Source organism: Bradyrhizobium denitrificans, assembly GCF_013179005.1.
Lineage (GTDB): Bacteria > Pseudomonadota > Alphaproteobacteria > Rhizobiales > Xanthobacteraceae > Bradyrhizobium > Bradyrhizobium denitrificans.
In genome coordinates this window covers 16,261-36,775 of record NZ_JABFDP010000015.1, presented here as the reverse complement: position 1 = coordinate 36,775, position 20,515 = coordinate 16,261, and the positions used below count along the sequence as shown (strand labels likewise).

Genomic DNA, 20,515 nt, shown 5'->3' with positions numbered 1-20,515 from the left:
GGAGCAAAGATGATGCGGCGTAACCTCCTGCACTCCGCTTGCGGCGTGGTGTTGCTGTCCGTGCTGACGGCGAGCCCGGGTTTTGCCCACGAGCAGACCGGCGTCGGTGGCGGGCTGGCCGCCGGACTGCTGCATCCGCTGACCGGGCTGGACCATCTCGTTGCGATGGTCGCCGTCGGCATCTGGGGTGCGCAGCTCGACGGCGCCGCGATCTGGGTGCTGCCGATCGTCTTTCCGCTGGTGATGGCGCTCGGCGCCGTGGTGGGCATCCTCAAGATCGGGCTGCCCGTTCCCGAGCTGGTGATCGCACTCTCGGCGCTGGTGCTCGGACTGGCGGTCGCTCTGCGCGTCCGGGCCCCGTTCGTGCTGGCCGCGGCGGTCGTTGCGGTGTTCGCCATCTTCCACGGCCATGCGCATGGCGCCGAGCTCCCCTCCGCGGCAAATCCCCTGGCCTATGGTTGTGGCTTCGTCGTCGCCACCGGCCTGCTTCATGCCTTCGGCATCACGATCGGCGCGCTCGCCCGCTGGCCGGGTGGCGAACGCGTCATCCAGGGCGTCGGAGCAGCCATTGCTGCGCTCGGCGGCTACTTCCTGGTCACGAGCCTGGGAGTCGCGGCATGAGCTTGCGCCTGAGAACGTCGCTGCTGACGGCGCTGCTGCTGTTGACCCAGATGCAGATCGCCGACGCGCACATCGTCTCGGCACGGCTCGGCGACTTCTATGCCGGAGCATTGCATCCCCTGCTCACCTTGCAGGACGTCGTGGCCTGGGCGGCGCTCGGACTGCTGGCCGGATCGCTCGGGGCCGCGAGCGGACGATGGCTGGTTGCGGTGTTTCCGCTCGGTCTGTGTCTTGGGCTCGCGCTCGCGGTGGCAGCCGGCCTGGCTCCCACGCCGCCGATCGTCGATGCCGTGACCGTCCTGGTCATCGGACTTCTGCTCGCGGCCGCCCTGCGCATTCCGGTGGCGCTGCTGTGCATGCTGGCCTTTGTCCTTGGCGTGATGCGCGGCGTCGCCAATGCCGGCGAGCTCGTGCCGCAGACCGATCGTGTGCTCTACGCAGCCGGGCTCGCCAGCGCCGGCTATGTCGCCATCACGCTCATCATGGCTCTCGTGCTCACCTTCCGACGGCCTGAGACCGAGCCGGCCTTCAGCTGGCGGGGGATCGCCGTCCGCGCGATCGGCGGCTGGCTGGCCGCGATCGGTCTGATGATGGCGGGACTATCGCTCGCCACCTGAGCACGTCTATGCTGCCGCCTTCGCAGCCGTGAATTCCGCCGGGACCTCTTGACCAGCGCCATCGATATTCTTTGCATCGCCGCGCTGCTGCCGACCTGCGCCGGCCTGATCTGGACCGATCTGCGCAGCGGCCTGCTGCCCGACTGGATGAATGCGATCATCGCCATCAGCGGGCTGGTTCGAATGGCGGCGGGCGATGATCCATCATCGGCGCTGTGGGGCGCCGCCGCGGCTCTCGCCGTGGGCATTGTCCTGCTGCTGCTGCGGCGGCTGTATGCGATGGTCCGCGGTCGGCAGGGATTGGGTCTCGGTGATGTCAAATTTCTGATGGCCGCAACGCTTTGGACCGGCCTCTCCGGCCTGCCGATCCTGCTCCTGGTCGCGACGATGACGGCGCTTGCGGGCGTGCTCGTTCTCTTCGTCATGGGGCGGCGCTTGACCGGCCAGACCGCGCTGCCGTTCGGCCCCTTTCTCGTCATCGGGCTTCTCGCCGTGCTCGTGCTGCAGGCCATCGGCAGCGACCTGGTGCTTCCGGCGTAGAGGCCGAAGACAGCTCAGCGCGACCGCCGCGCCATGCGCGCGCGCGCCGATGGCGGCGCAGGGACCGGATCGCTGTCGTCGTCTGCGCTCTGTCCCAGTTGCGGCATCGGCAGGATCACCGTTTCACCATCCTTCCGCAGGACGGCCTCGCGCGGCTTCAGCGCCTCGAGCCGCCACCCTTCATGCGCAGCCCCGATCCGCAGGCGCAGCGGTAGTTGCGAGGATGGATCGACGAAGATGCCAAAGCTTTCCTCGTCGCCGATCACCGTGCCAACGAGCTGCAGGTTCGGCCGTTCCGGCTCCGGCGGCGGAGGCGGCGGCGCCGCGCGCATGACCAACACCGGCGCGGCGACCTGTGGAGGCGGCCGGCGCGAAGCCGAGAAGATCGGCCGCTCACGCGTCGCCGACAGCGCACCGATCGGAACCTCCCACAGCGGATTGGCGCTCGTCGCCGCCGAGATCGCTTGCGGTGCCACGGCGGCGCGCTCCGGATCGGCGGCCGCCTGTCCGACATGGCCGTCGATGGGGGCAGCGTTCAATGCTGCAGTCGGTTCGAGACCTTCCGCTTCATCGCCCCACGCATCGCCAAGACAGCCGACGGCCAGGCACGCAACGGCCAAGGCAACGGCGAGAGAGCTGACCGGCGCGCGCATCACGATTTTCCTTGCCATTGGCCGGACACGGTCACGAGCACCCGCAGCCGTCCGCTCTCGCTGGCCGCGGCCGCGAGCGGCTGCTGCACATGCAGCTGATCAACGAACAGGAACGGCAATCCGGCTTCGATGTCATAGAGCAGTTGTTGCAGCGCCGGCTGTTCGAGCTCGCAACTGGCGACCACGCTGATGGCGCTCGTGCTCGCGCGCGCCGCCGGCAGGTCGACCTGCGTCGACAGTACGCTGCCGCCGACCTTGGTAACCGCCTCGGTGAGGCGCTGGACCAGCGCCGCGCCGGCAATGGTGACCGTCCGCCCCTCGACGAACACGGATCCGCCGGGCGACACGCCGGTGCCAGCACCCGCGGTGCTGCCCGGCCGCTTGCGTCCCGCAAACTGCGCCAGCTGGGCGTAATTGTCATTGAGCTGCTCACGCTTGGCGAGCAGATCGACGACGGCGGCAGCGCCGACCCAGAGCAGCGCGACCAGGCTGACGGCATAGAGGATCGCGGCCGTGGCCGGCGAGGCCAGGAAGATCCGGCGCAGCGGTGCCGACCAGTTCATGCCCGATCTCCGAAATAAGGGTTGATGCGTGCCTCGATGTGGAAGCGCTCGCCGGCTTCTCCCGCCGTCCGGGTCGTCGGCGCGTAGAAGGTGGCTCGGCTGAATTGCGGCGACTGCTCGATCAGCCGGATCAAGGCCGGCGCATCCTGGGTCATGCCTGAAATCTGCAGGCGATCGTTCTCGACATGCATTTCGAGAACGTAGGTGTCGTCCGGCAGGATCTTGGACAGCGTCTCGAGCACAATCACGCTGGCCGGGCTGGTCTGCTTGCGCTTGGCGAGCAGTCCGTCGGCGGCGGCGCTTCCGATCGCAGGCCGCAGAGCGGCGCGCAGCCGTGCCATTTGGGCCTGGGCATCATCGAGCTCACCATCGAGATATCCCCCCGCGAAGGTGGTGGCGATCAGCAGCACGGCTGTGGCCGCGGCGACCGAGAGCCAGCCGATCTTGAGCACGCGTCCAAGATCACGGCCGCCTCCGAGCGCAGAGCGCAGCGACGCCTTGTAGATCTGGATCGGCGCACCATCGCCTGCATCATCCTCCGCGACCACCGCGATCTTGGCCGCGCCGATCTCCGCCGCGAAAGCCAGCAGCGGCTGGATCAATGCGCGCGGCGCGGCAATCAGCGTCACCGCGATCCGATCATTCGCGGCCGCCGGCGCCGTGCCGAAGCCGAAGACGACCTGATCGATCGTCCACGGCGTCAACCTTGCGATCTGCGTCCGGATCATCCCGTCCAGAAATGGCTCCGCCTGCCTGGGAAAGTCGAGCGGACGAACCAGCAGGTTGCCAGCGGCGACATGGACCTCGAGCGCGCAGCCGCGGAGCGCCCGCAACCACTCCGGCGAGAGCGCAGGGCGCGGTGCCGCCGCTGCGAGATTGATCGTAGCTGGCGGCAAGGCTGGCTTTCCACGCGACGGCGCCTGCAGCGTCAGAACCACATGGTCCAGCCGATGATACTCGACGACGACCCGTCCCCTGCTGAGCTGCCGGTCGGCGACCGCCTCGACCGCGAGGGCCACGCTCGCCGTCCACGCCGTCAATCCTTGCTCGATCGTCTCTGTCAGCTTCATGGCGTCAGCCGCGCCTGTCGCGCGCCTCTCGGTTGCGGTCCTGCGTCCTGCCGTGCGAGCAGCCGATAGGGCTCCTCACCTTCGCCCGGAATGATGACAGCGGTCGCGGCATGCCGCAGCCCGCCGGCCGGTTCGACCAGGATGCTGAGCCGATAGGCCTTGCTCTTGCCCTTGGCGGCGTCCTTGGCCGCCGGCCCGAGCGTCTTGGTGAGGGCATCGGCATCCTGCATCAGCGATGCCCGCGCATTAAGGAAGTCCTTCAGGATCAGCGGTGTCATTCCGGGCAACGCGGCCACCACCTCCGGCGGGGCGATCGTCGGATCGATCCCTGGAGAGCCATTGAAGACGGTGATGAATGGCAGCGTGCGCTCGACCAGCGCGGCGGGAATGCCAAGAACCAAAGCGAGCTCGCTGACATGGGCAAAGGGCGCCAGCCGCGGCATGCGGGCAAGCCCGGCCGCCGCATAGCGCGCCTCCTCGGCCTGCGCCTTGGCCGCATCGGACGGCTTCGAGCGCCACGCGACGACGCGCTCGGCAAAATCCTTCGCGGCGTCCCGCTCGGTGCCGACCGTCACAAACAGGGCTTCGAGCATCTCGACCGGCGCCGTGTTCAGGTCGATCCGCGCAGCTTCGCTCACGAACGACACCGCGATGTCGTTGCCCGCGAGCGCGAGCCGGAAGCTGCCCTGCCTCGGCCGCTCCTCTTCCTTGGAGAGCATCAGGCGATAGGCTGACAATTCGATCGCCGCCGACGCCAACGCATCGGCCTGGACGGCCCCGTCCTCGAGTCGCAACAGGCGCGCCGAGCTTTCCAATTGCTGCGAGACGATCACGACGAGCGCCGCGAGGGCGGCAAGCATCCACAGCACGGCGATGAGGATGAAACCGTCCTGTGCGCCGCGCCCGCAGGCGAGCCGATCGCTGGAAATCCGCCTGCGCATCAGTCGATCAGCCCGTCGTTGTTGGTGTTGTCGGGCTGCTGCGGCGGCTGGGCCGCAGCCGGGGGCTGGTTGTTGGAGCTGCCGCCGGCTCCTGACCCCGCAAAGCCGCCGCCCGGCGTGTCGACCTGAATATGGACAGCGCTGACCAGCACCGGTCCCCCGCCGCGGCTCTCGTCATAGACCGTCATACGCACCGCGAACGGCAATTTGCTCGCATCATGCCATTCCGGCGTCCAGGCCATCGTCCGGTCGGCATAGGCGAACGACATCCGGAACGGAGCGGACAACAGCGTCACCGGATCGCGGAAGCGGAAATACGCCGCGACGGCTTGCCCGAGCGGAATGGGCTCGAACGCGGCGCGTGCGCGCAGCAAAGCCCGGCCGTTCCTGTCCCCCTCCTCGCCGATGCGCACGACATCAAGACCGTGCCCGGCGTTGGGACCCATCTCGGACCGAACAAACGTGGCGGAGAATTCCTGCCCGATGAACAACGGCCCCTTCTGTTCGCGATTGGGCGCCACAAATTGAGCCGCGGCGAAATCATCGCCAACCCGGCGCAGCGCGGCAGCAACCATCTCGGCGCGTTGCACGCGGTCCAGCCCGCGCTTCCAGGCCGGTAGCCATTGCGACGTGACAGCCAGCAGCGCCGACAGCACGATGCCGGCAATCGCCAGCGCGCCGAGGGCCTCGATCAACGCGAACCCCGCCTGATGTCGCTGGTTGGCTCTGACGCTCATCAGCGGGCCATCCGCACGAGCCGGACCGTCTGCACCTCGGCAACGGCGCCGGAGCCGGTCTTCACACGCATCGTCACGGCTTCGGGAACCCAGCCCTGCTGTCCGGCGGGCTGCTCCCAATCGCCGCCGAGCGGATTGATCCTCAGCACCACCGAGCCTGTCCCGGAACGCTGATCGAGGACGCCGGGCTGCAGCCGGCCGCGATCCGCCAATGCCGTCGTCAGCGCCAGCCGCGTATCGCTGACCAGCGTGACATGCTGCTCGAATTTGCGGACGGCGTAGGCATTGCGTGCAACGACCGCGCCGATGGCGACGATCGACACGCTGACGACGGCGAGCGCGACGAGCACCTCGATCAGCGTAAAGCCGGCCTGGTCGTGATCAGCCATTGGCGAGCGCGCGCGAGACAATGTCGATCCTCCCCGTCAGCCAGTTCACCCGGATCTCGAGGCTCAGATCGGCGCGGGACAAGGTGATCGCCCCGCCGCAGGACAGGCCGTCGGGAAAGAAGCTGATGGTCGCCATCACCGGCCGCTGCTGGCAACTGCGCGGCAAGGTCGCCTGGAAACCGACGTCGTCCGGCAGCTTCAGCGCCGCACCGCCGCTGCCGGAGCTGATCAGCCGGCGCGACGTGTCCAGCCGCGTATCGACCCGCAGGCCGTTGCGCATCGAAGCGGCGCGATCGGATTTCAGCAGCGTCACCGCCTGCAGCGCGTAGGCCTGCAACCGCGGCCGCGACGTCTGCCGCGGCAGATAGGGCCATGCGACGGACGCCAGCAGCGCGACGATCGCGAGCACGCAGACCATCTCGAGCATGGTAAATCCGCGTTGGCTGTCGTCACTCACTTCGCGCGCTCGTCTGCGTTCCCAGCACGATGTCGGCGGCGGTGCCGCTGCCGCCCTCCTGGCCGTCCGCACCGTAGGACAGAATGTCGAACGGCCCATGATCGCCCGGCGCGCGATAGACATAGGCCGTATTCCACGGATCCTTCGGCACCGCTCCGCCCTTGAGATAGGGACCGTTCCAGGTGCCCAGCCCCGGCGGCCGCTGCGCCAATGCCGCAAGACCCTCCGAGGTCGAGGGATAGCGGCCGACATCCAGATAGAACAGATCGAGCGCCGCCGAGAAGCTCTGCAGTTGAATCCGCGCCGCCTTGGTCTTGGATTCGCTGAGATAGTTCAGAACACGCGGACCGATCAGCCCCATGATCAGCCCGATGATGGTGATCACCACCAGCATCTCGACCAGCGTGAAGCCGCGCTCATTCTCGCGTCCGGACCTTCTGACCCGCTGGGCCTGCACGTTCGAGCTCATGTCATTCTCCTTGATACAAGTCAGCCGACGAGTTGCGTGACGGAGAGCAGCGCCGTCATGATCGAGACGATCAAGCCGCCGACGACGACGCTGATCAGCAGGATCGCGGCGGGACCGACGATACCGACGACACGGTCAAGCCCACGCTGCAGCTTGGATTCATAGAACTCGGCGATGCGGGTCGAGAGCGTCGGCAACTGGCCGGTCTCCTCACCGAGGCGCAGCATGCGCAGCGCCATCGGCGGCAGCATGTTGTCGGCGGACAGCGCCTGGGACAGCTTGCCGCCATGGCGCACGCGGTCCGCGGCGGCCGACCACGGCGCTCGTGACGACGTCACCGCCATCACGTCGACCAGAATACGCAATGCCGCGCTGAGCGTGACGCCGCAGCCGAGCAGCAGGCCGAGATTGCGGCAGAACAGGCTGGTCCGATAGAACATCAGGATGTCGCCGATGCCGGGGATCACCGCCAGCGCGCTGGTCAGTGCAGCGCGGACCGCAGGCCGGCGCAGCAGCCACCAGACGGCAGCGATCAGCATCGCGCAGCCGAGCGTGATGGCCGCCGCATTGGCCCGCACGATGTCGGACAGCGACATGAAGAAGCCGAGCGCCGTATCGGCGCGACCGCCGAAATCGCGCAGCACCGCCGAGAAATTCGGCAGCACGGCCACGAGGAAGAACAGCATCACGCCGATCGCCGCGAGAAAGACGAAAGCGGGGTACTGCATCGCGTCGGTGAGCTTGCGCCGCGTCGCCTCGGAGCGCTCGCGTTCGCCGGCGAGCGCCGTCAGCACATGATCGAGCGTGCCCGAGGCTTCGCCCACGCGCATCAGCGCGACATACATCGGTGAGAACAGGCGCGGCTGCGCGGCCGCGGCGTCGGCGAAGCTCTCACCGGCCATGATGGCCGTTCGCAGACGAGCCACCACCGGGCGTAGGCGCCCGACCTCCGAGTCGCCCGACAGCAGCTCCAGCGCATCGTCGAGCCGCGCGCCCGCCTTGAGAAGCAGCGCCAGATCGCGCGTGAAGGTGGTGACTTCGGCGGCTGACGGCGCGCCGAAGGCGAACCCGGACGCGGCTCCCGAGCCCGACGTCTTCTCCTCGATCGTCTCGATCGGCAGCAGCTGAAGATATGAGATGCGCCGCTCGACCTCGCTGCGCGACGGCGCCACGAGGGATCCCACGACGATCTCGCCGGACTGTGTCAATGCGCGATAGCGGTAGCTTGGCACGGTCCACCTCAGCGCGCGACGAGGACACGAAACAGCTCGGAGGTCGAAGTAACGCCGGCGCGGCACTTGGCGACGCCGTCGTCGAGCATCGTCGTCATGCCCTCCCGCATCGCCAGCCGATCGATCGCCAGGCCATCGGCGCTGTCCGCGATCAGCTCGCGCAGGCTGCTCGTCAGTTCGAGCATCTCGAACACACCGACGCGTCCGCGGTAACCGCTCTGGCCGCATCGCTCGCAGCCGACCGGATGCCATGTCACGTCCCCGGCCGCGAGGCCCAAATGGCCGAAGCGCGGATCGTTCCGACAGGTCTCCTCGTCGAGCGGCTTGGCGATCTTGCAATGATCGCAAAGCTGGCGCACCAGCCGCTGCGCGATGACGGCGCGCAATGTCGATCGCAGCAGATAGCCCTCGACGCCGAGATCGAGCAGCCGCGGCACCGCCGCCGCCGCGGTCTCGGTATGTAATGTCGTCAGCACGAGATGGCCGGTCAGCGCGGCGTGAACCGCGACATGCGCGGTCTCGTTGTCTCGGATCTCGCCGACCATGATGACGTCGGGGTCTTGCCGGACGAAGGAGCGCAGAGCGGTGGCGAATGTCAGCCCGATCGCCGGCTTGATCTGCGACTGGTTGATGCCGGGGATCTCATATTCCACCGGATCCTCGATCGTGAGGATCTTGCGTTCCGGAGTGTTGAGCATCGACAGGATGGTCGCCAGCGTCGTTGTCTTGCCGCTGCCGGTCGGTCCGGTGATCACGATCATGCCGTGCGGTAGCGCGATCAGGCGGCGGAGCGCGGCGTCATCGCGCTGGGACAGGCCGAGACGGCTCGCGACGAGCTGCGAGCGATCCTTGGGCAGGATGCGGAGCACGGCGGTCTCACCATGCTGCGTCGGCATGATCGCGACGCGGACGTCGATCTCCGCGCGGCCGGCGCGAATGCGCGCGGCGCCGTCCTGCGGCAGTCGCCGCTCCGCAATGTTCAGGCCCGCGACGATCTTGATGCGGGAGATCACGGCCTGCGGCAGCACGCCCGCCGGCGCTGCGATCGGACGCAACAGCCCGTCGACGCGGAGCCGGACGACGAGCCCGGTCGAGAACGGCTCGATGTGGATGTCGCTGGCGCGCATTTCCACGGCCTTCTCGATGAGATCGTTGACCGCCCGCACCACCGGCGCGCCGCTCGCCAGATCCCGCAGGCTTTCGATGTCGTCGTCGCGCAGGTCCTGGACCGGCGAGATGTCGGCTTCCTCTCCAGCGGCCAGCCGCTGGTCGAGCACGACCGCAATGTCCTCGTGCGACGCGACCTTAAATATAATGTCAGGGCCGAGCACCAGTTCGGCGGCCCGCCGCACCGCCTGATCGGTCGGATCGGCCATGGCAAAATTGGCGCTGCCCTCGGAGCTCCGGTAGGGATAGCCGAGCACTTCGCGCAGGAAGCGGTCCGAGAATTCGCTGACCGCGGGCGGCGCCGCCATCAGCTCGCGCAGGGATGCGCGATCCAGCCCGGTGAACTGCACGGCCTCCTCGGCAAAGGCCTCGGCCGACAGGCCGAACCGATCCCAGAGCGCAAGCTGCGTGTCGCCGGCAGGCTCGCCCGAGCGCTGCGGATGCCGCTGACGAAGATAGGCCTGAAACTGGGTCGACAGCGTACCGCTCATGGCGAGATCCGGGGAGCGCCCGTGCCGGCATGTTGTCTCGGCACACTACAAATGGCTGCCGCTGTTATTGATCGCGAACATGACGGTTGTACGAATGCGGAGCGTGCCGACATTTCCGACACACAAGTTGCGCAAAACTCCACAGCTCCCGCCAAATATACATAAGTGTCACATTGGACCGCTATGCAGGCCGCACAGTCTCCCGCAGCAGCATCATGTTGCGGCCAGTCCACATGAGTAGGTCGGCAAGTCCATGTTTTGCATCGGCAATCGAAGCCAGTCCGCTGCGGTTGTCCGGCATGGTTTGCTGCTCGCAGGCACCGTCCTGCTCGCCTCCTGCAACATGGCGACGCTGAATTCTCAGGCCAGCGCGCCGGCGGATGTCGACGTGATCGACAAGGTCCGCTCGCTCGATATCTTGCCACGCGATGAGCGGCCGGTCGGGTCGCTCCAGAGCCGCCCCGAGGTCGAACGCGCGAGCGCGCGGACCTATCAGGGGACGGTGGTTCAGGAGGTCGCCGAGGTCAGGCCGCAGCCGGCGGCCGATGGCAAGGGCTACGATCTCAATTTCGAGAACACGCCGATCGCGCTGGTCGCGAAGGTCGTGATCGGCGACATTCTCGGCGCCGGCTATTCGATCGATCCGCGCGTCCAGGGCAGCGTGAGCCTGGTCTCCGCGCGGCCGGTGCCGAAATCCGACATTCTGTTCGTGCTGGAAAGTGCGCTGCGCCTGTCAGGCGTCGTGCTGGTCCGCGAGGGCGGCGGCTACAAGCTGACGCCGCTCGGCGATGCCATCGGGGCCGGCCGCGTCGACGGCGAAGCCGGTCGCGCCGAGCCCGGCTACGGCGTGTCGGTGGTGCCGCTGCAATATGTCGGCGCGCAGACGATCCTCAAGCTGATGGACAGCTTCGCAACCCGCGCCGGCAGCGTGCGCGCCGACTCCACGCGGAACCTGCTGCTCATCCAGGGCACCGGCGCCGAGCGGCGCTCGGCGATCGAGACCGCGCTGAGCTTCGACGTCGATTGGATGCGCGGCCAGTCGGTCGGCGTCTTTCCGGTCAGCAATTCGGCGCCCGAGCCGCTCGTCGCCGAGCTCGAAAAGATCATGGACACCGGCGAGAACGGGCTGAGCCAGAATCTGGTGAAGCTGCAGGTCGTCAGCCGGCTCAACGCCATCATGGTGGTGACGCGCAAGCCGGCGCTGCTGCAGACGGCGGCGACCTGGATCCGCCGGCTCGACCAGGCCGATTCCGGGCGCACCAGCGTCCACGTCTATCGCATCCGCTACGGCGATGCGCGCCAGCTCGCGAAGGTGCTCACCGACATGTTCGGCGGCGCCAGCTCCTCGTCCACCGACAGCACCGACAACCAGGCGGCGCCCGGCTCGGATGGGACGACGACATCGGTTGCCGATCGGCTGTCCTTCAACACCAACGCAGCCGGATCAGCCAACGGCGGTGCGACGACATCGAGCCGGCTGCAAGGCGCCGGCGGCCTGTCCGGGATGCAGTCCTCAAGCGCGTCATCGGCGTCCAGCAGCACGCCGTCGGCGAGCGGGCTGGAACCGCGCTCCGGCGGCAGCGGCGGCCAGGCGCTGATGCCGAACGTCCGCATCACGCCGGATACCGTCAACAATTCGCTGCTGATCTATGCTGATCGCGAGAGCTATCGCACCATCTCCAGCACGCTGCAGCAGCTCGACCAGCCGGTGCTGCAGGTCGGCATCGACGCGACCATCGCCGAGGTGACGCTGACCAACGAATTGTCCTACGGCGTGCAGGCTTATCTGTCGAGCAAGGTGCTCGGTCTCGGCACCGACAAGGGCTCGATCACCAATACCCAGACGACCTCGGTGGCGACGGCGACGACCGCGGCCGCGACCTCGGCGCTGATCAACCGCGCGCTGCCCGGCTTCAACTTCCTGATCGGGCACGAGGCGTCACCCAACATGATCCTCGATGCGCTGCATACGGTGACCAGCGTGAAGGTGCTCTCGAACCCGTCGCTGGTCGTGATCAACAATCAGACGGCCACCCTGCAGGTCGGCGATGTCGTGCCGGTCTCGACCGGCAGCGCGACGGTGCTGTCGTCCAGCAACACAGTCGTGAACACCATCGACTATCGCAACACCGGCATCATCCTGCGTGTCGTGCCGCGGATCGCCGCCAATGGCAATGTCCGGCTGGAGGTCGAGCAGGAGATCAGCAACGTCGCCGCGCAGAGCGCCGCGAGCCTGACGCCGACGGTGTCACAGCGCAAGGTCAAGAGCGCGATCTCGGTCGCCAACGGCCAGACCGTGCTGCTGGCGGGCCTGATCAGCGAGCAGCAGAACGGCAACCGCAACGGCATTCCCGGCTTCGACGAGATCCCGATCCTGGGCGACACGTTCTCGCATCAGGACAAGAAGGGCACCCGGACCGAGCTGATCATCTTCATCCGGCCGCAGATCATCCGCGACGGCAGCGATGCTCATCAGGTGGCCGAAGAACTCCGTTCCAAGCTCCGCGGATCGGTCGGAGCCAGCATCACGGATGATTTGCGTGTCCGCACCACCCGCTGACCATCTCGGCCACCAGCCTCGGCCGTCGATCCGACGTCGCATCAAGGCCGCGACCGCGGCGGCCCTGCTGCTCGCAACGATGTCCGCCTCCGCTCACGCCGACACGATCAGCGCCGCACGCAGCGCCTATGCGCGCGGCGATTTCGTGCGCGCCGTCCGCGTGCTGAGTCCGCTGGCGCTGCACGGCGATCCGCGCGCCCAGGCGATGCTCGGGTTCATGTACGAGAACGGCTTCGGCACGCCGCAGGCCTATGAGGTCGCCAGCGATCTCTATTGCCAGGCCGCGGCCGCGGGCAATCCGTTCGGCCAGGCCATGCTCGGCCTGATGTATGACAAGGGTCACGGCGTTCCGCAGGACGTGGTGCTCGCCTACAAATGGCTCAACCTCGCGGCCGGCAATGCCGGGCGGGCGCAGCGGAGCTATTACCTCCGCCTGCGCAACGCCGTCGCCTCGAAGATGTCGACCAGCCAGATCGCGCAAGGTCAGGCGCTCGCGCTGGGCTGGGTGCCCGGCCAGTTCTGAGCTGCTACTCACAACTGATTACGCAAGCGCCGCAACCGACGTCCGGTTCACGCTGACGTTCGATCCGGCTCGCACGAAGCTCGTCGCGCGGATCGACAAGCTCGCATCGCGGCGATGCCCAGCATTTCTGGACATTTCACAAAACCGCATCACGACCGACACCTCGTTGCAATTTGTTGCCGCGATAAATCGTCGCAGGCCGCTCACCACATGGCGCGCGTGCCAGCACCCCACTCCGCCCGGAGATTTTCATGACCAGAACAGTCACGCGGTCGAAGGCGCTTGCGCTTGCGACCACCGCCGTCTTCACCGCAACCAGCATCGCGCCCGCCTTCGCCGGACCGGCGACCACCACGCCGATCGAGCACGTCATCATCATCGTCGGCGAGAACCATACCTTTGACAATCTGTTCGGCACCTACAAGCCGAAGTCCGGACAGAGCATCGATAATCTGCTCAGCAAAGGCATCGTGAACGAGGACGGCTCCCCGGGCCGGCACTTCAAGAAGGCCGAACAGCGCATCGGCCGCGACGAGGTGCGTTACACCGCCGAGACGGCCTCCACCGGCGCCTACGCGACATTGCCGCAGCCCTACACGACCTATGGAATCGGCCTGCCGCAGAACGTGCTCGATACGCGCTTCCCGGCCAATCTCCCCAACGGACCGTACCAGATCTCGAAATACGTCCCCTACGCCGCCTACACCGGAGATCCGGTGCACCGCTTTTTCCAGATGTGGCAGGACGTCGATGGTGGCAAGCACGACAAGTTCGTGTGGGTCGAGCAGACCATCGGCACCGGTTCGAACGGCAAGCCCTATCCGGCGGGCGGCTTCAACCCGATGGAAGGCGCGATTTCCATGGGCTTCTACAACATGAACCCGTTCACCGACGCCTCGGGCAAGGCCCAGCCCGGTGACGCGCCGTTCTTCAAGCAGCTCGCCGACGAATATGCGATCAGCGACAATTATCACCAGGCCATCATGGGCGGCACCGGCGCCAACTTCCAGGCGCTGGTGACCGGACACGCGGCGTTCTTCACCAATCCCGAGACGCTGAACGGCGCGCCTGCGGTGCCCTATGCCAACCAGATCGAGAATCCGGATCCGGTTTCGGGGACCAACAACTACTACAAGCAGGACGGCTACAGCGGTGGCTCCTACGTCAACTGCTCCGACCCGAGCGCGCCGGGCGTTGCCGCCATCAATGAGCAGCTGTTCAAGAACGGCGTCTATCACAACAATTGCGCGCCGAACCATTATTACCTGGTCAACAATTACAGCATGTACTGGAATCAGACGAGCGCCAAGCCGAACGCACTCGGCTCGGACAAGTTCGTGCTGCCGCCGCAGAGCGCGCCGACCATTGCCGACGTGATGACTGCGAAGGGCGTGTCCTGGAAGTACTACAGTGCCGACCGTGGTGACGACGCCACCACCTTCGCCAAGAGCGTCGATGGCGTGCCGCTGCTGTTCCACTCCTATTGCGGCATTTGCGATCCCCTCACCGGCTTCAACAAGATCATGAAGACGCCGTCCGAGGAAGCCAAGCTGCAGAACTACGGCGCCTTCGTGAAGGACATCCAGAACAACACCCTGCCGGCGGTGTCGTTCGTGCGTCCGTTCGAGGCGCTCGCAGGTCATCCCGCGGATTCGACCACGGACCTCTATGAGAAGTTCCTGGAAGCCCTGATCAACCGCGTCAAGGCCAACCCGCAGCTCTGGGCCAAGACCGCGATCTTCATCACCACCGACGAAGGCGGCGGATATTACGATTCGGGCTATATTCAGCCGGTGGACTTCCTCGGCGACGGCACCCGCATTCCCTTCATCCTGGTCTCGCCGCTCGCCAAGAAAGGGCATGTCGACCATACCTACTACGATCACGTTTCGCTGCTGAAGTTCATCGAGCGGAATTGGCGGCTGCCCACCATTTCGGCCGTCAGCCGTGACCGGCTGCCGAACCCGATCCATGACCGCGACGATCATCGCTATGTTCCGGTGAACCGTCCGGCCATCGGCGACCTGATGAATCTGTTCGTCTTCGCCGACGAAGATGGTGATCATCACCACCACGGCCATTGGCACCACCACGATCGCGATGACCGCGACGATCGCGACGACGACCGCTGATTGTTCGGCCCCATCAGCGTCCAATTCTATTCCGACAAGCAGGAGCCCGCCGCAGATGATGCGGCGGGTTTTGCGTCGTGCGCACGATCGAGAATCCCCGACGCCATGCGCCGGCGCCATCATGGATCCGTCAGTTGATTGTCAGCCGATTGTCACGTCCCCGTTAACGACGCTCCGCATCGTTGCGGGGCTGCTTGCACACAAGCGGCACGATGTAACCGAGGTCTTGGGGGATCTTGCCGAATGTCATTTCGATCATCATTCAACTCCGCTTTTCAAGAACTGCTCACGCTGTCTGCGGCGGTCTCGCTGCTCGCGTTCGCCGCAGCGCCGAGCTTCGCGCATGACCACGAGCGCGACGACGACGACAGCTATACGATCGGGCTTTGGGGCGACCTGCCCTATTCCACGCTGCAGGCCACGGTGGGCGTACCGAACCTGATCGCCGACATGAACGCGCACCGGCTGAAATTCACCGTTCACGACGGCGATCTCAAGCAGGGCTCGAATTCAGCCTGTGACGCCGGCCTCTACGCTCAAGCGCTCGCTTTCTTGAACAGCCTGGAAGCGCCGGCGATGTTTACGCCGGGCGACAACGACTGGGTCGATTGCGATCGACCGTCCAATGGCGGCTTCAACTCGCGCGAGCGGCTCGACTATGAGCGCAAGGTGTTCTTCTCGACCCCGTTCTCGCTCGGTCAGCGCAGGCTGCGCCAGGAGGTGCAGACCGATGCGCTGTGCCTCGGTGCCAACGGCACCAAGGTCGGCTGTGTCGAGAATCGCCGCTGGACGGTCGGACGCGTGACCTATGCGACGCTCAACGTGCAGGGCTCCTGCAACAATCTCTGCGACACGAATCCCGATCCGGACGAGTACAACGCACGCAATGCGGCCGTCATTCTCTGGATGCAGCAGACCTTCGCGGAAGCCAAGAAGCGCCATTCGGCTGCCGTGATGCTCATTTCCCAGGCCGATCCCGGCTGGGATCTGTCCGACTCCACGCGCGCGCCGTTGCGCGATCCGAAGACCCTCGCCGAGACCGACGGCCAGCCCGACGGCTTCGCGAGCTTCCTGACCGCGTTGCGCACCGAGGTCGAAGCGTTCCGCAAGCCGGTGGCCTATGTCCATGGCGACTCGCATTACTTCCGCATCGACCAGCCGTTCCTCAACAGCGCGGGTCAGCGGCTCGAGAACTTCGTTCGCGTCGAGACCTTCGGCGACAATCAGGGCAACGGCAACAACGACGTCCGTTGGCTCAAGGTCACCGTCGATCCGCGCAGCCGCGACGTGTTCTCCTACCAGCCCGTCACCGTTCCGGCCAACCGGACCGCGGTGCCGGCGCCGACCCGCTACTGACCCACGACACTTCAAGTCGCCCAGCCTGGCTGGGCGACTTGATGCGGCGCAGAGAGACGGCCGTTAGTCCCGCTGGCCGAGGCGTTCGCTACGCGGCGGCCATGGTCAACGGCCCGGATCCTGATCGGGGAACCATCCCGGCACGCGTGGTACGCTCCGGCCGCCAAGTAGCAAATGGCGCCATGACCGACTAGCATGGGACATGCCGCGCAAGCTGAAGACATACCAGACCTCGCAAGGGTTCTTCGACCTGGCCGTCGCCGCCCCCTCGATGAAGGCCGCGCTGGAAGCCTGGGGCGCGCGCAGCAATCTCTTCCACCAGGGCTTTGCGAAGGAAATCGGGGATCCCCAGGTGATCGCCGCGACGATGGCAAAACCGGGCGTCGTGCTGCAGCGACCGGTCGGGACGACGGAGCCTTTCCAGGAGCACGCGCGCCTGCCTTCGCCCGACATGCTGGACCTGCCGCGCAGGACAGAAGCGCCGGCCAAGCGCAAGCCACAGAAAACCTCCACTGCGCAGCCGGTCGACGACAAGTCCGCCCGCAAGGCCGCGCGGACTGACCAGAAGGAGCAGCGCCGGCGCGAGAAAGAGCGGCAGAAGCAACAAGCCGCCGCAGCCAAGCAGCGCGAGCACCAGCAAAAGGCCGTCGCAGCCGCCGAGGCCGCACTCGAACGCGCCCAGAAGGAGCACGAGTCCATCGCATCCGAGATCGCGGCGGACCGGGCGCGGATCGAACAGCGCGCACAGGCTGAGGAACGGCGCTGGCAAGATGTCAAGGACCGTCTTCAAGCCGCCTTGCGCCGGGCCAGCCGTAGCTAGAAGATAATCCATGAGCCCTCGCGGGCGCGCGCCTTGGCTAGCTCACAGCCTCCTGCATCATGGCCTTGAGTATCTCGGCGAGCACGCTTGCGATCGCGCTGGTGCCGCGCTTGTGTCCGATCAACATCAGGGCTTGAGCGTCGTCGGCCAGTTCGCGAATGGCGACATAGACCAGCCGGCCCGCGCGCCGCTCGAAGTCGATGTCGAACGGCGTCAGGAACGTGATGCCATTGTTCAGGATCGCCGCCTGGCGCATGATCTCGATCGAGTTGGTTTCGATGATGGGGTGCAGGTCGAGCGCGGCGCGGGAGAATGCCGCGTCGAGATAAGGCCGGATCGCGCTGCTCTGATCGGCGATGACAATCGGGTAATCGATGCAATCGCTCAGCCGGATGCTGGCGCGCTTGGCCAGTGGATGATCGGGAGCCATGACGCCGCCGAGTTTCGCGACCGCCCGTCCGAGCAGCTTGAGATTGGCATCCTTGGCGAAGTCGAAACCGATGCCGAGATCGGCTTCGCCGTTCGCGACCGCCGACTGGATCTCTGCGCCAGTGTTGTAGAGCGTGAGGCTCAGCTTCACGCGTGGATTGGCCATGCGGAATTCCCTGACCGTGCCCGGCACCAGATTCGACGCGAGACCGCTCATCATCGCGACGGTGATCTCGCCGCGACGCAGGCCCTTGAGCTCCTCGATCTTGGCTTGCGCCCGGGTCAATTCCTTCAAGGTCTGGCGGACATGTCCGATCAGGATCTCGCCGGCTGCGGTCAGGATCAGCTTCTTCGGCAACCGTTGAAAAATGGGCGTCCCGAGTTGCATCTCCAGCGCGAGGATCTGGCGACTGATCGCGGAAGCAGCGACGTTCAGGCGGTTTGCCGCCTTGCGGATCGACCCGGTACGGGCGACTTCGTCGATATAGTTCAGCAAACGGCTGTGAAGCATGGCCGGGGTCCGCGAGACGCTGGCCCGGAGGTTGGCGTCACGTTGCTCAAAAGGCAACAGGGTTGCCGAATCTTGGTGCTTTGAAGCGCCGGTCGCACATGCAAGATCAAGACACCTGCGGGCATTGGGGCCCGGACGGCAGACGCGACGGGACGATGGCTGCGACGTCACGCTTTTGGTGGGACCTTTCGACCACGGAGTTCGGCGCGCTCGATACCGAGCGGACCGTGGCCATCCTGCCGGTCGGCGCGATCGAGCAGCATGGGCCGCATCTCCCGGTGAAGGTCGACGCCGCCATCAATGCGGGCATCCTGTCGCGCGCCCTGGAGCTGATGCCGCCGCACAGCGCCGCACTGGTGCTGCCGCCGCTGCCTTACGGCAAGTCCGACGAGCATCTCGCCTTTCCCGGGACGCTGACGCTGTCCCATGAGACGCTGGGGCGGGTCTGGTACGAGATCGCCGAATCCGTTCACCGGGCCGGGGTCCGCAAGATCCTATTCTTCAACTCCCATGGCGGCCAGCCGCAGCTGCTCGACATCATCTGCCGCGATCTGCGGGTGAAGCTCGGCATGCTCGCGGTCAACACGACATGGTGGCAGCTGATCGACATCAGCGACCTGTTCGCAGCAGACGAGATCAGGCTCGGCATTCATGGCGGGCAGATCGAGACCAGCGCCATGCTCCATCTGGCGCCCGATGACGTGCGAATGGACCGCGCCGAGACCTTCATCTCGGCTGCCGCGGCCATCGAGCAGGAGTTCGCGCTGCTTGGTCCGGAGGCCGCCGCACGCTTCGGCTGGCAGGCCCAGGACCTGCATCCGGCCGGGGTCTGCGGCGATGCGCGTGCGGCCAGCGCCGAGCTTGGCCGCGCCGTGGTCGAGCGCGCGGCTCCACGGCTGGTCGCGCTGGTCGACGATATCAGCCGCTATCCGCTGTCGCGGATCGTGGCCGGCCACCGCTCACAATGATCAGCGCAAGAGGTGATGCATGGCGTTCAGCGCAGTTCAGCTGTCACAAGCCAAGGCGTTTCGCATTTCTCCGAAGGACACCAACTACTTCGTCATGCTGTTCGACGGCGCGAGCGACCGCATCGCCAATATCTTCGTGATCGAGATCTTCCGGCCGGGAGGCGCCACGCCGCCGAACGTCCATGCCACGGCGCATGAGTTCTTCCACGTGTTGCACGGCGAGGGCATTGCCCGCTGCGATGACAAGACGCTGCCGATCAAGAAGGGTGATTCGCTGCTGCTGCATCCCGGATCCGAGCACGTGATCGAGAACACCGGGGCGGGCAAGCTGTATACGCTCACGGTCATGACGCCGAACGAGGGGTTCGCCGAGCTCATCCGGAATGGCGAACCGGTCGAGATCGAGACGGACGATCTCCGCGTGCTGCAGGGCGCCGGCTGATGGCGGTCCGGACAGACGCAGGCGAGGAAGCCGGCCTGCATCCGCTCGGAACGAGCGCATCCAATCGCTGGATGGTGTCGCAGGCGCATGCCGATCTGGTTCGTCCGCGGCTGCCGGCGCTGCCCATCGCGGTCGAAACGCGGAGCAAGAGCGTGCGCTTCGATCTCGCGCGGAGCGCGATCATCGTGATCGACATGCAGAACGACTTCTGCCATCCCGAGGGCTGGCTGGCATCGATCGGCGTCGATGTGACATCCGCGCGGGCCCCCATCGCCCCGCTCCAACGGCTGCTGCCGGTCCTGCGCAACCAGCGCGTGCCGGTGATCTGGCTCAACTGGGGCAACCGGCCGGATCGCCTCAACCTCAGTCCGGCACTGCTGCATGTCTACAAGCCGAGCGGCGTCGGCACCGGCCTCGGCGACCCGCTCCCGGGGTCAGGCGCGCATGTCCTGGAGCACGGCAGCTGGTCGGCCGGAATCGTCGATGAGCTGGCGCCGGCCGCCTCCGATATCCACGTCGCGAAGTACCGGATGTCGGGCTTCCAGGATACCGAGCTCGACAGCATCCTGCGCAATCTCGGCGTCACGACGCTGCTGTTCGCCGGCGTCAATGCCGACCAATGCGTGCTGTGCACGCTCCAAGACGCCAATTTCCGCGGCTACGACTGTCTCCTGATTGCCGACTGCACCGCCACAACATCGCCATCCTATTGCATGGCCGCCACGCTCTACAACGTGCAGCAGTGCTTCGGCTTCGTCGTCGACTCTCCAGCGATCGGCGTCGCGCTCGCTGGCCTCGCGCCGGATCGGCGGGAGGCCACGTGAACA

General features: G+C 66.3%; 22 protein-coding genes. 11 read left to right on the top strand and 11 right to left on the bottom strand.

Annotation, left to right across the window (positions count from 1 at the left end; all coding sequences use genetic code 11):
• Nucleotides 1-9: 9 nt before the first annotated feature.
• Genes HL671_RS17770 through HL671_RS17760 form a run of 3 tightly spaced genes read left to right on the top strand, consistent with a single transcriptional unit; the run spans nt 10 to nt 1,778 of the window.
• Nucleotides 10-621: a HupE/UreJ family protein gene (locus HL671_RS17770; protein WP_172237163.1), complete on the top strand. Its 612-nt coding sequence runs from the start codon at nt 10-12 to the stop codon at nt 619-621.
• A complete protein-coding gene (locus tag HL671_RS17765) occupies nt 618-1,238 on the top strand; it encodes a HupE/UreJ family protein (protein WP_172237161.1) in 621 nt (206 codons plus the stop codon). Before HL671_RS17770 ends, HL671_RS17765 begins: the two co-directional genes overlap by 4 nt.
• Nucleotides 1,239-1,286: 48 nt before the next feature.
• Nucleotides 1,287-1,778 carry a prepilin peptidase gene (locus HL671_RS17760; RefSeq protein WP_012041570.1) on the top strand — a complete coding sequence of 164 codons (492 nt, stop codon included), beginning with the start codon at nt 1,287-1,289 and terminating at the stop codon, nt 1,776-1,778.
• Nucleotides 1,779-1,792: 14 nt separating this feature from the next.
• On the opposite strand, the gene HL671_RS17755 is transcribed toward HL671_RS17760, so the two are convergent.
• Genes HL671_RS17755 through HL671_RS17710 form a run of 10 tightly spaced genes read right to left on the bottom strand, consistent with a single transcriptional unit; the run spans nt 1,793 to nt 9,947 of the window.
• Nucleotides 1,793-2,431 carry a general secretion pathway protein GspN gene (locus HL671_RS17755; RefSeq protein WP_246579718.1) on the bottom strand — a complete coding sequence of 213 codons (639 nt, stop codon included), beginning with the start codon at nt 2,429-2,431 and terminating at the stop codon, nt 1,793-1,795.
• A complete protein-coding gene (gene gspM, locus HL671_RS17750) occupies nt 2,431-2,994 on the bottom strand; it encodes a type II secretion system protein GspM (RefSeq protein ID WP_172237159.1) in 564 nt (187 codons plus the stop codon). The genes HL671_RS17755 and gspM overlap by 1 nt, the downstream gene beginning before the upstream one ends.
• The gene (locus HL671_RS17745) at nt 2,991-4,064 is read right to left on the bottom strand and encodes a PilN domain-containing protein (RefSeq protein ID WP_172237157.1); all 1,074 of its coding nucleotides are present in this window, start codon (nt 4,062-4,064) and stop codon (nt 2,991-2,993) included. The genes gspM and HL671_RS17745 overlap by 4 nt, the downstream gene beginning before the upstream one ends.
• Entirely contained in the window at nt 4,061-5,005 is a 945-nt protein-coding gene (locus tag HL671_RS17740; RefSeq protein WP_172237155.1) for a type II secretion system minor pseudopilin, read from the bottom strand. Before HL671_RS17740 ends, HL671_RS17745 begins: the two co-directional genes overlap by 4 nt.
• Complete coding sequence (locus tag HL671_RS17735; protein WP_172237153.1) at nt 5,005-5,742, bottom strand: PulJ/GspJ family protein; 738 nt, start codon at nt 5,740-5,742, stop codon at nt 5,005-5,007. Before HL671_RS17735 ends, HL671_RS17740 begins: the two co-directional genes overlap by 1 nt.
• The gene (locus tag HL671_RS17730) at nt 5,742-6,131 is read right to left on the bottom strand and encodes a prepilin-type N-terminal cleavage/methylation domain-containing protein (protein ID WP_172237152.1); all 390 of its coding nucleotides are present in this window, start codon (nt 6,129-6,131) and stop codon (nt 5,742-5,744) included. The genes HL671_RS17735 and HL671_RS17730 overlap by 1 nt, the downstream gene beginning before the upstream one ends.
• Nucleotides 6,124-6,588, bottom strand: a complete 465-nt coding sequence (locus HL671_RS17725; RefSeq protein WP_172237151.1) for a prepilin-type N-terminal cleavage/methylation domain-containing protein — start codon at nt 6,586-6,588, stop codon at nt 6,124-6,126. The genes HL671_RS17730 and HL671_RS17725 overlap by 8 nt, the downstream gene beginning before the upstream one ends.
• Nucleotides 6,581-7,057, bottom strand: coding sequence for a type II secretion system major pseudopilin GspG (gene gspG, locus HL671_RS17720; protein ID WP_012041562.1), 477 nt, complete (start codon nt 7,055-7,057; stop codon nt 6,581-6,583). The genes HL671_RS17725 and gspG overlap by 8 nt, the downstream gene beginning before the upstream one ends.
• A 20-nt stretch (nt 7,058-7,077) precedes the next feature.
• Complete coding sequence (locus HL671_RS17715; protein WP_172237150.1) at nt 7,078-8,289, bottom strand: type II secretion system F family protein; 1,212 nt, start codon at nt 8,287-8,289, stop codon at nt 7,078-7,080.
• A gap of 8 nt (nt 8,290-8,297) precedes the next feature.
• Nucleotides 8,298-9,947: a GspE/PulE family protein gene (locus HL671_RS17710; protein ID WP_172237149.1), complete on the bottom strand. Its 1,650-nt coding sequence runs from the start codon at nt 9,945-9,947 to the stop codon at nt 8,298-8,300.
• A 253-nt stretch (nt 9,948-10,200) separates the two neighbouring features.
• Here HL671_RS17710 and gspD point away from each other — a divergent pair, with 253 nt between their 5' ends.
• The 5 genes from gspD (at nt 10,201) to HL671_RS17685 (ending at nt 17,338) form a co-directional block, all read left to right on the top strand.
• On the top strand, nt 10,201-12,507 hold the full coding sequence (gspD, locus tag HL671_RS17705; protein WP_041750375.1) for a type II secretion system secretin GspD: 2,307 nt from the start codon (nt 10,201-10,203) through the stop codon (nt 12,505-12,507).
• A complete protein-coding gene (locus HL671_RS17700) occupies nt 12,479-13,030 on the top strand; it encodes a tetratricopeptide repeat protein (protein ID WP_012041558.1) in 552 nt (183 codons plus the stop codon). Before gspD ends, HL671_RS17700 begins: the two co-directional genes overlap by 29 nt.
• A 251-nt stretch (nt 13,031-13,281) precedes the next feature.
• On the top strand, nt 13,282-15,162 hold the full coding sequence (locus tag HL671_RS17695) for an alkaline phosphatase family protein (RefSeq protein ID WP_012041557.1): 1,881 nt from the start codon (nt 13,282-13,284) through the stop codon (nt 15,160-15,162).
• Nucleotides 15,163-15,405: 243 nt separating this feature from the next.
• A complete protein-coding gene (locus HL671_RS17690) occupies nt 15,406-16,518 on the top strand; it encodes a hypothetical protein (protein WP_172237148.1) in 1,113 nt (370 codons plus the stop codon).
• Between the two features lie 202 nt (nt 16,519-16,720).
• Entirely contained in the window at nt 16,721-17,338 is a 618-nt protein-coding gene (locus HL671_RS17685) for a cell envelope biogenesis protein TolA (RefSeq protein WP_172237147.1), read from the top strand.
• A 37-nt stretch (nt 17,339-17,375) separates the two neighbouring features.
• Here HL671_RS17685 and HL671_RS17680 read toward each other — a convergent pair whose 3' ends face one another.
• The gene (locus tag HL671_RS17680) at nt 17,376-18,278 is read right to left on the bottom strand and encodes a LysR family transcriptional regulator (protein ID WP_172237146.1); all 903 of its coding nucleotides are present in this window, start codon (nt 18,276-18,278) and stop codon (nt 17,376-17,378) included.
• 155 nt (nt 18,279-18,433) lie between these two features.
• Between HL671_RS17680 and HL671_RS17675 the strand changes: the two genes are divergently transcribed.
• The 3 genes from HL671_RS17675 to HL671_RS17665 are packed head-to-tail and all read left to right on the top strand — an operon-like array spanning nt 18,434 to nt 20,512.
• A complete protein-coding gene (locus HL671_RS17675) occupies nt 18,434-19,246 on the top strand; it encodes a creatininase family protein (RefSeq protein ID WP_012041553.1) in 813 nt (270 codons plus the stop codon).
• 19 nt (nt 19,247-19,265) lie between these two features.
• Entirely contained in the window at nt 19,266-19,688 is a 423-nt protein-coding gene (locus HL671_RS17670; RefSeq protein WP_012041552.1) for a cupin domain-containing protein, read from the top strand.
• A complete protein-coding gene (locus tag HL671_RS17665) occupies nt 19,688-20,512 on the top strand; it encodes a cysteine hydrolase family protein (protein ID WP_012041551.1) in 825 nt (274 codons plus the stop codon). Before HL671_RS17670 ends, HL671_RS17665 begins: the two co-directional genes overlap by 1 nt.
• Nucleotides 20,513-20,515 lie beyond the last annotated feature (3 nt).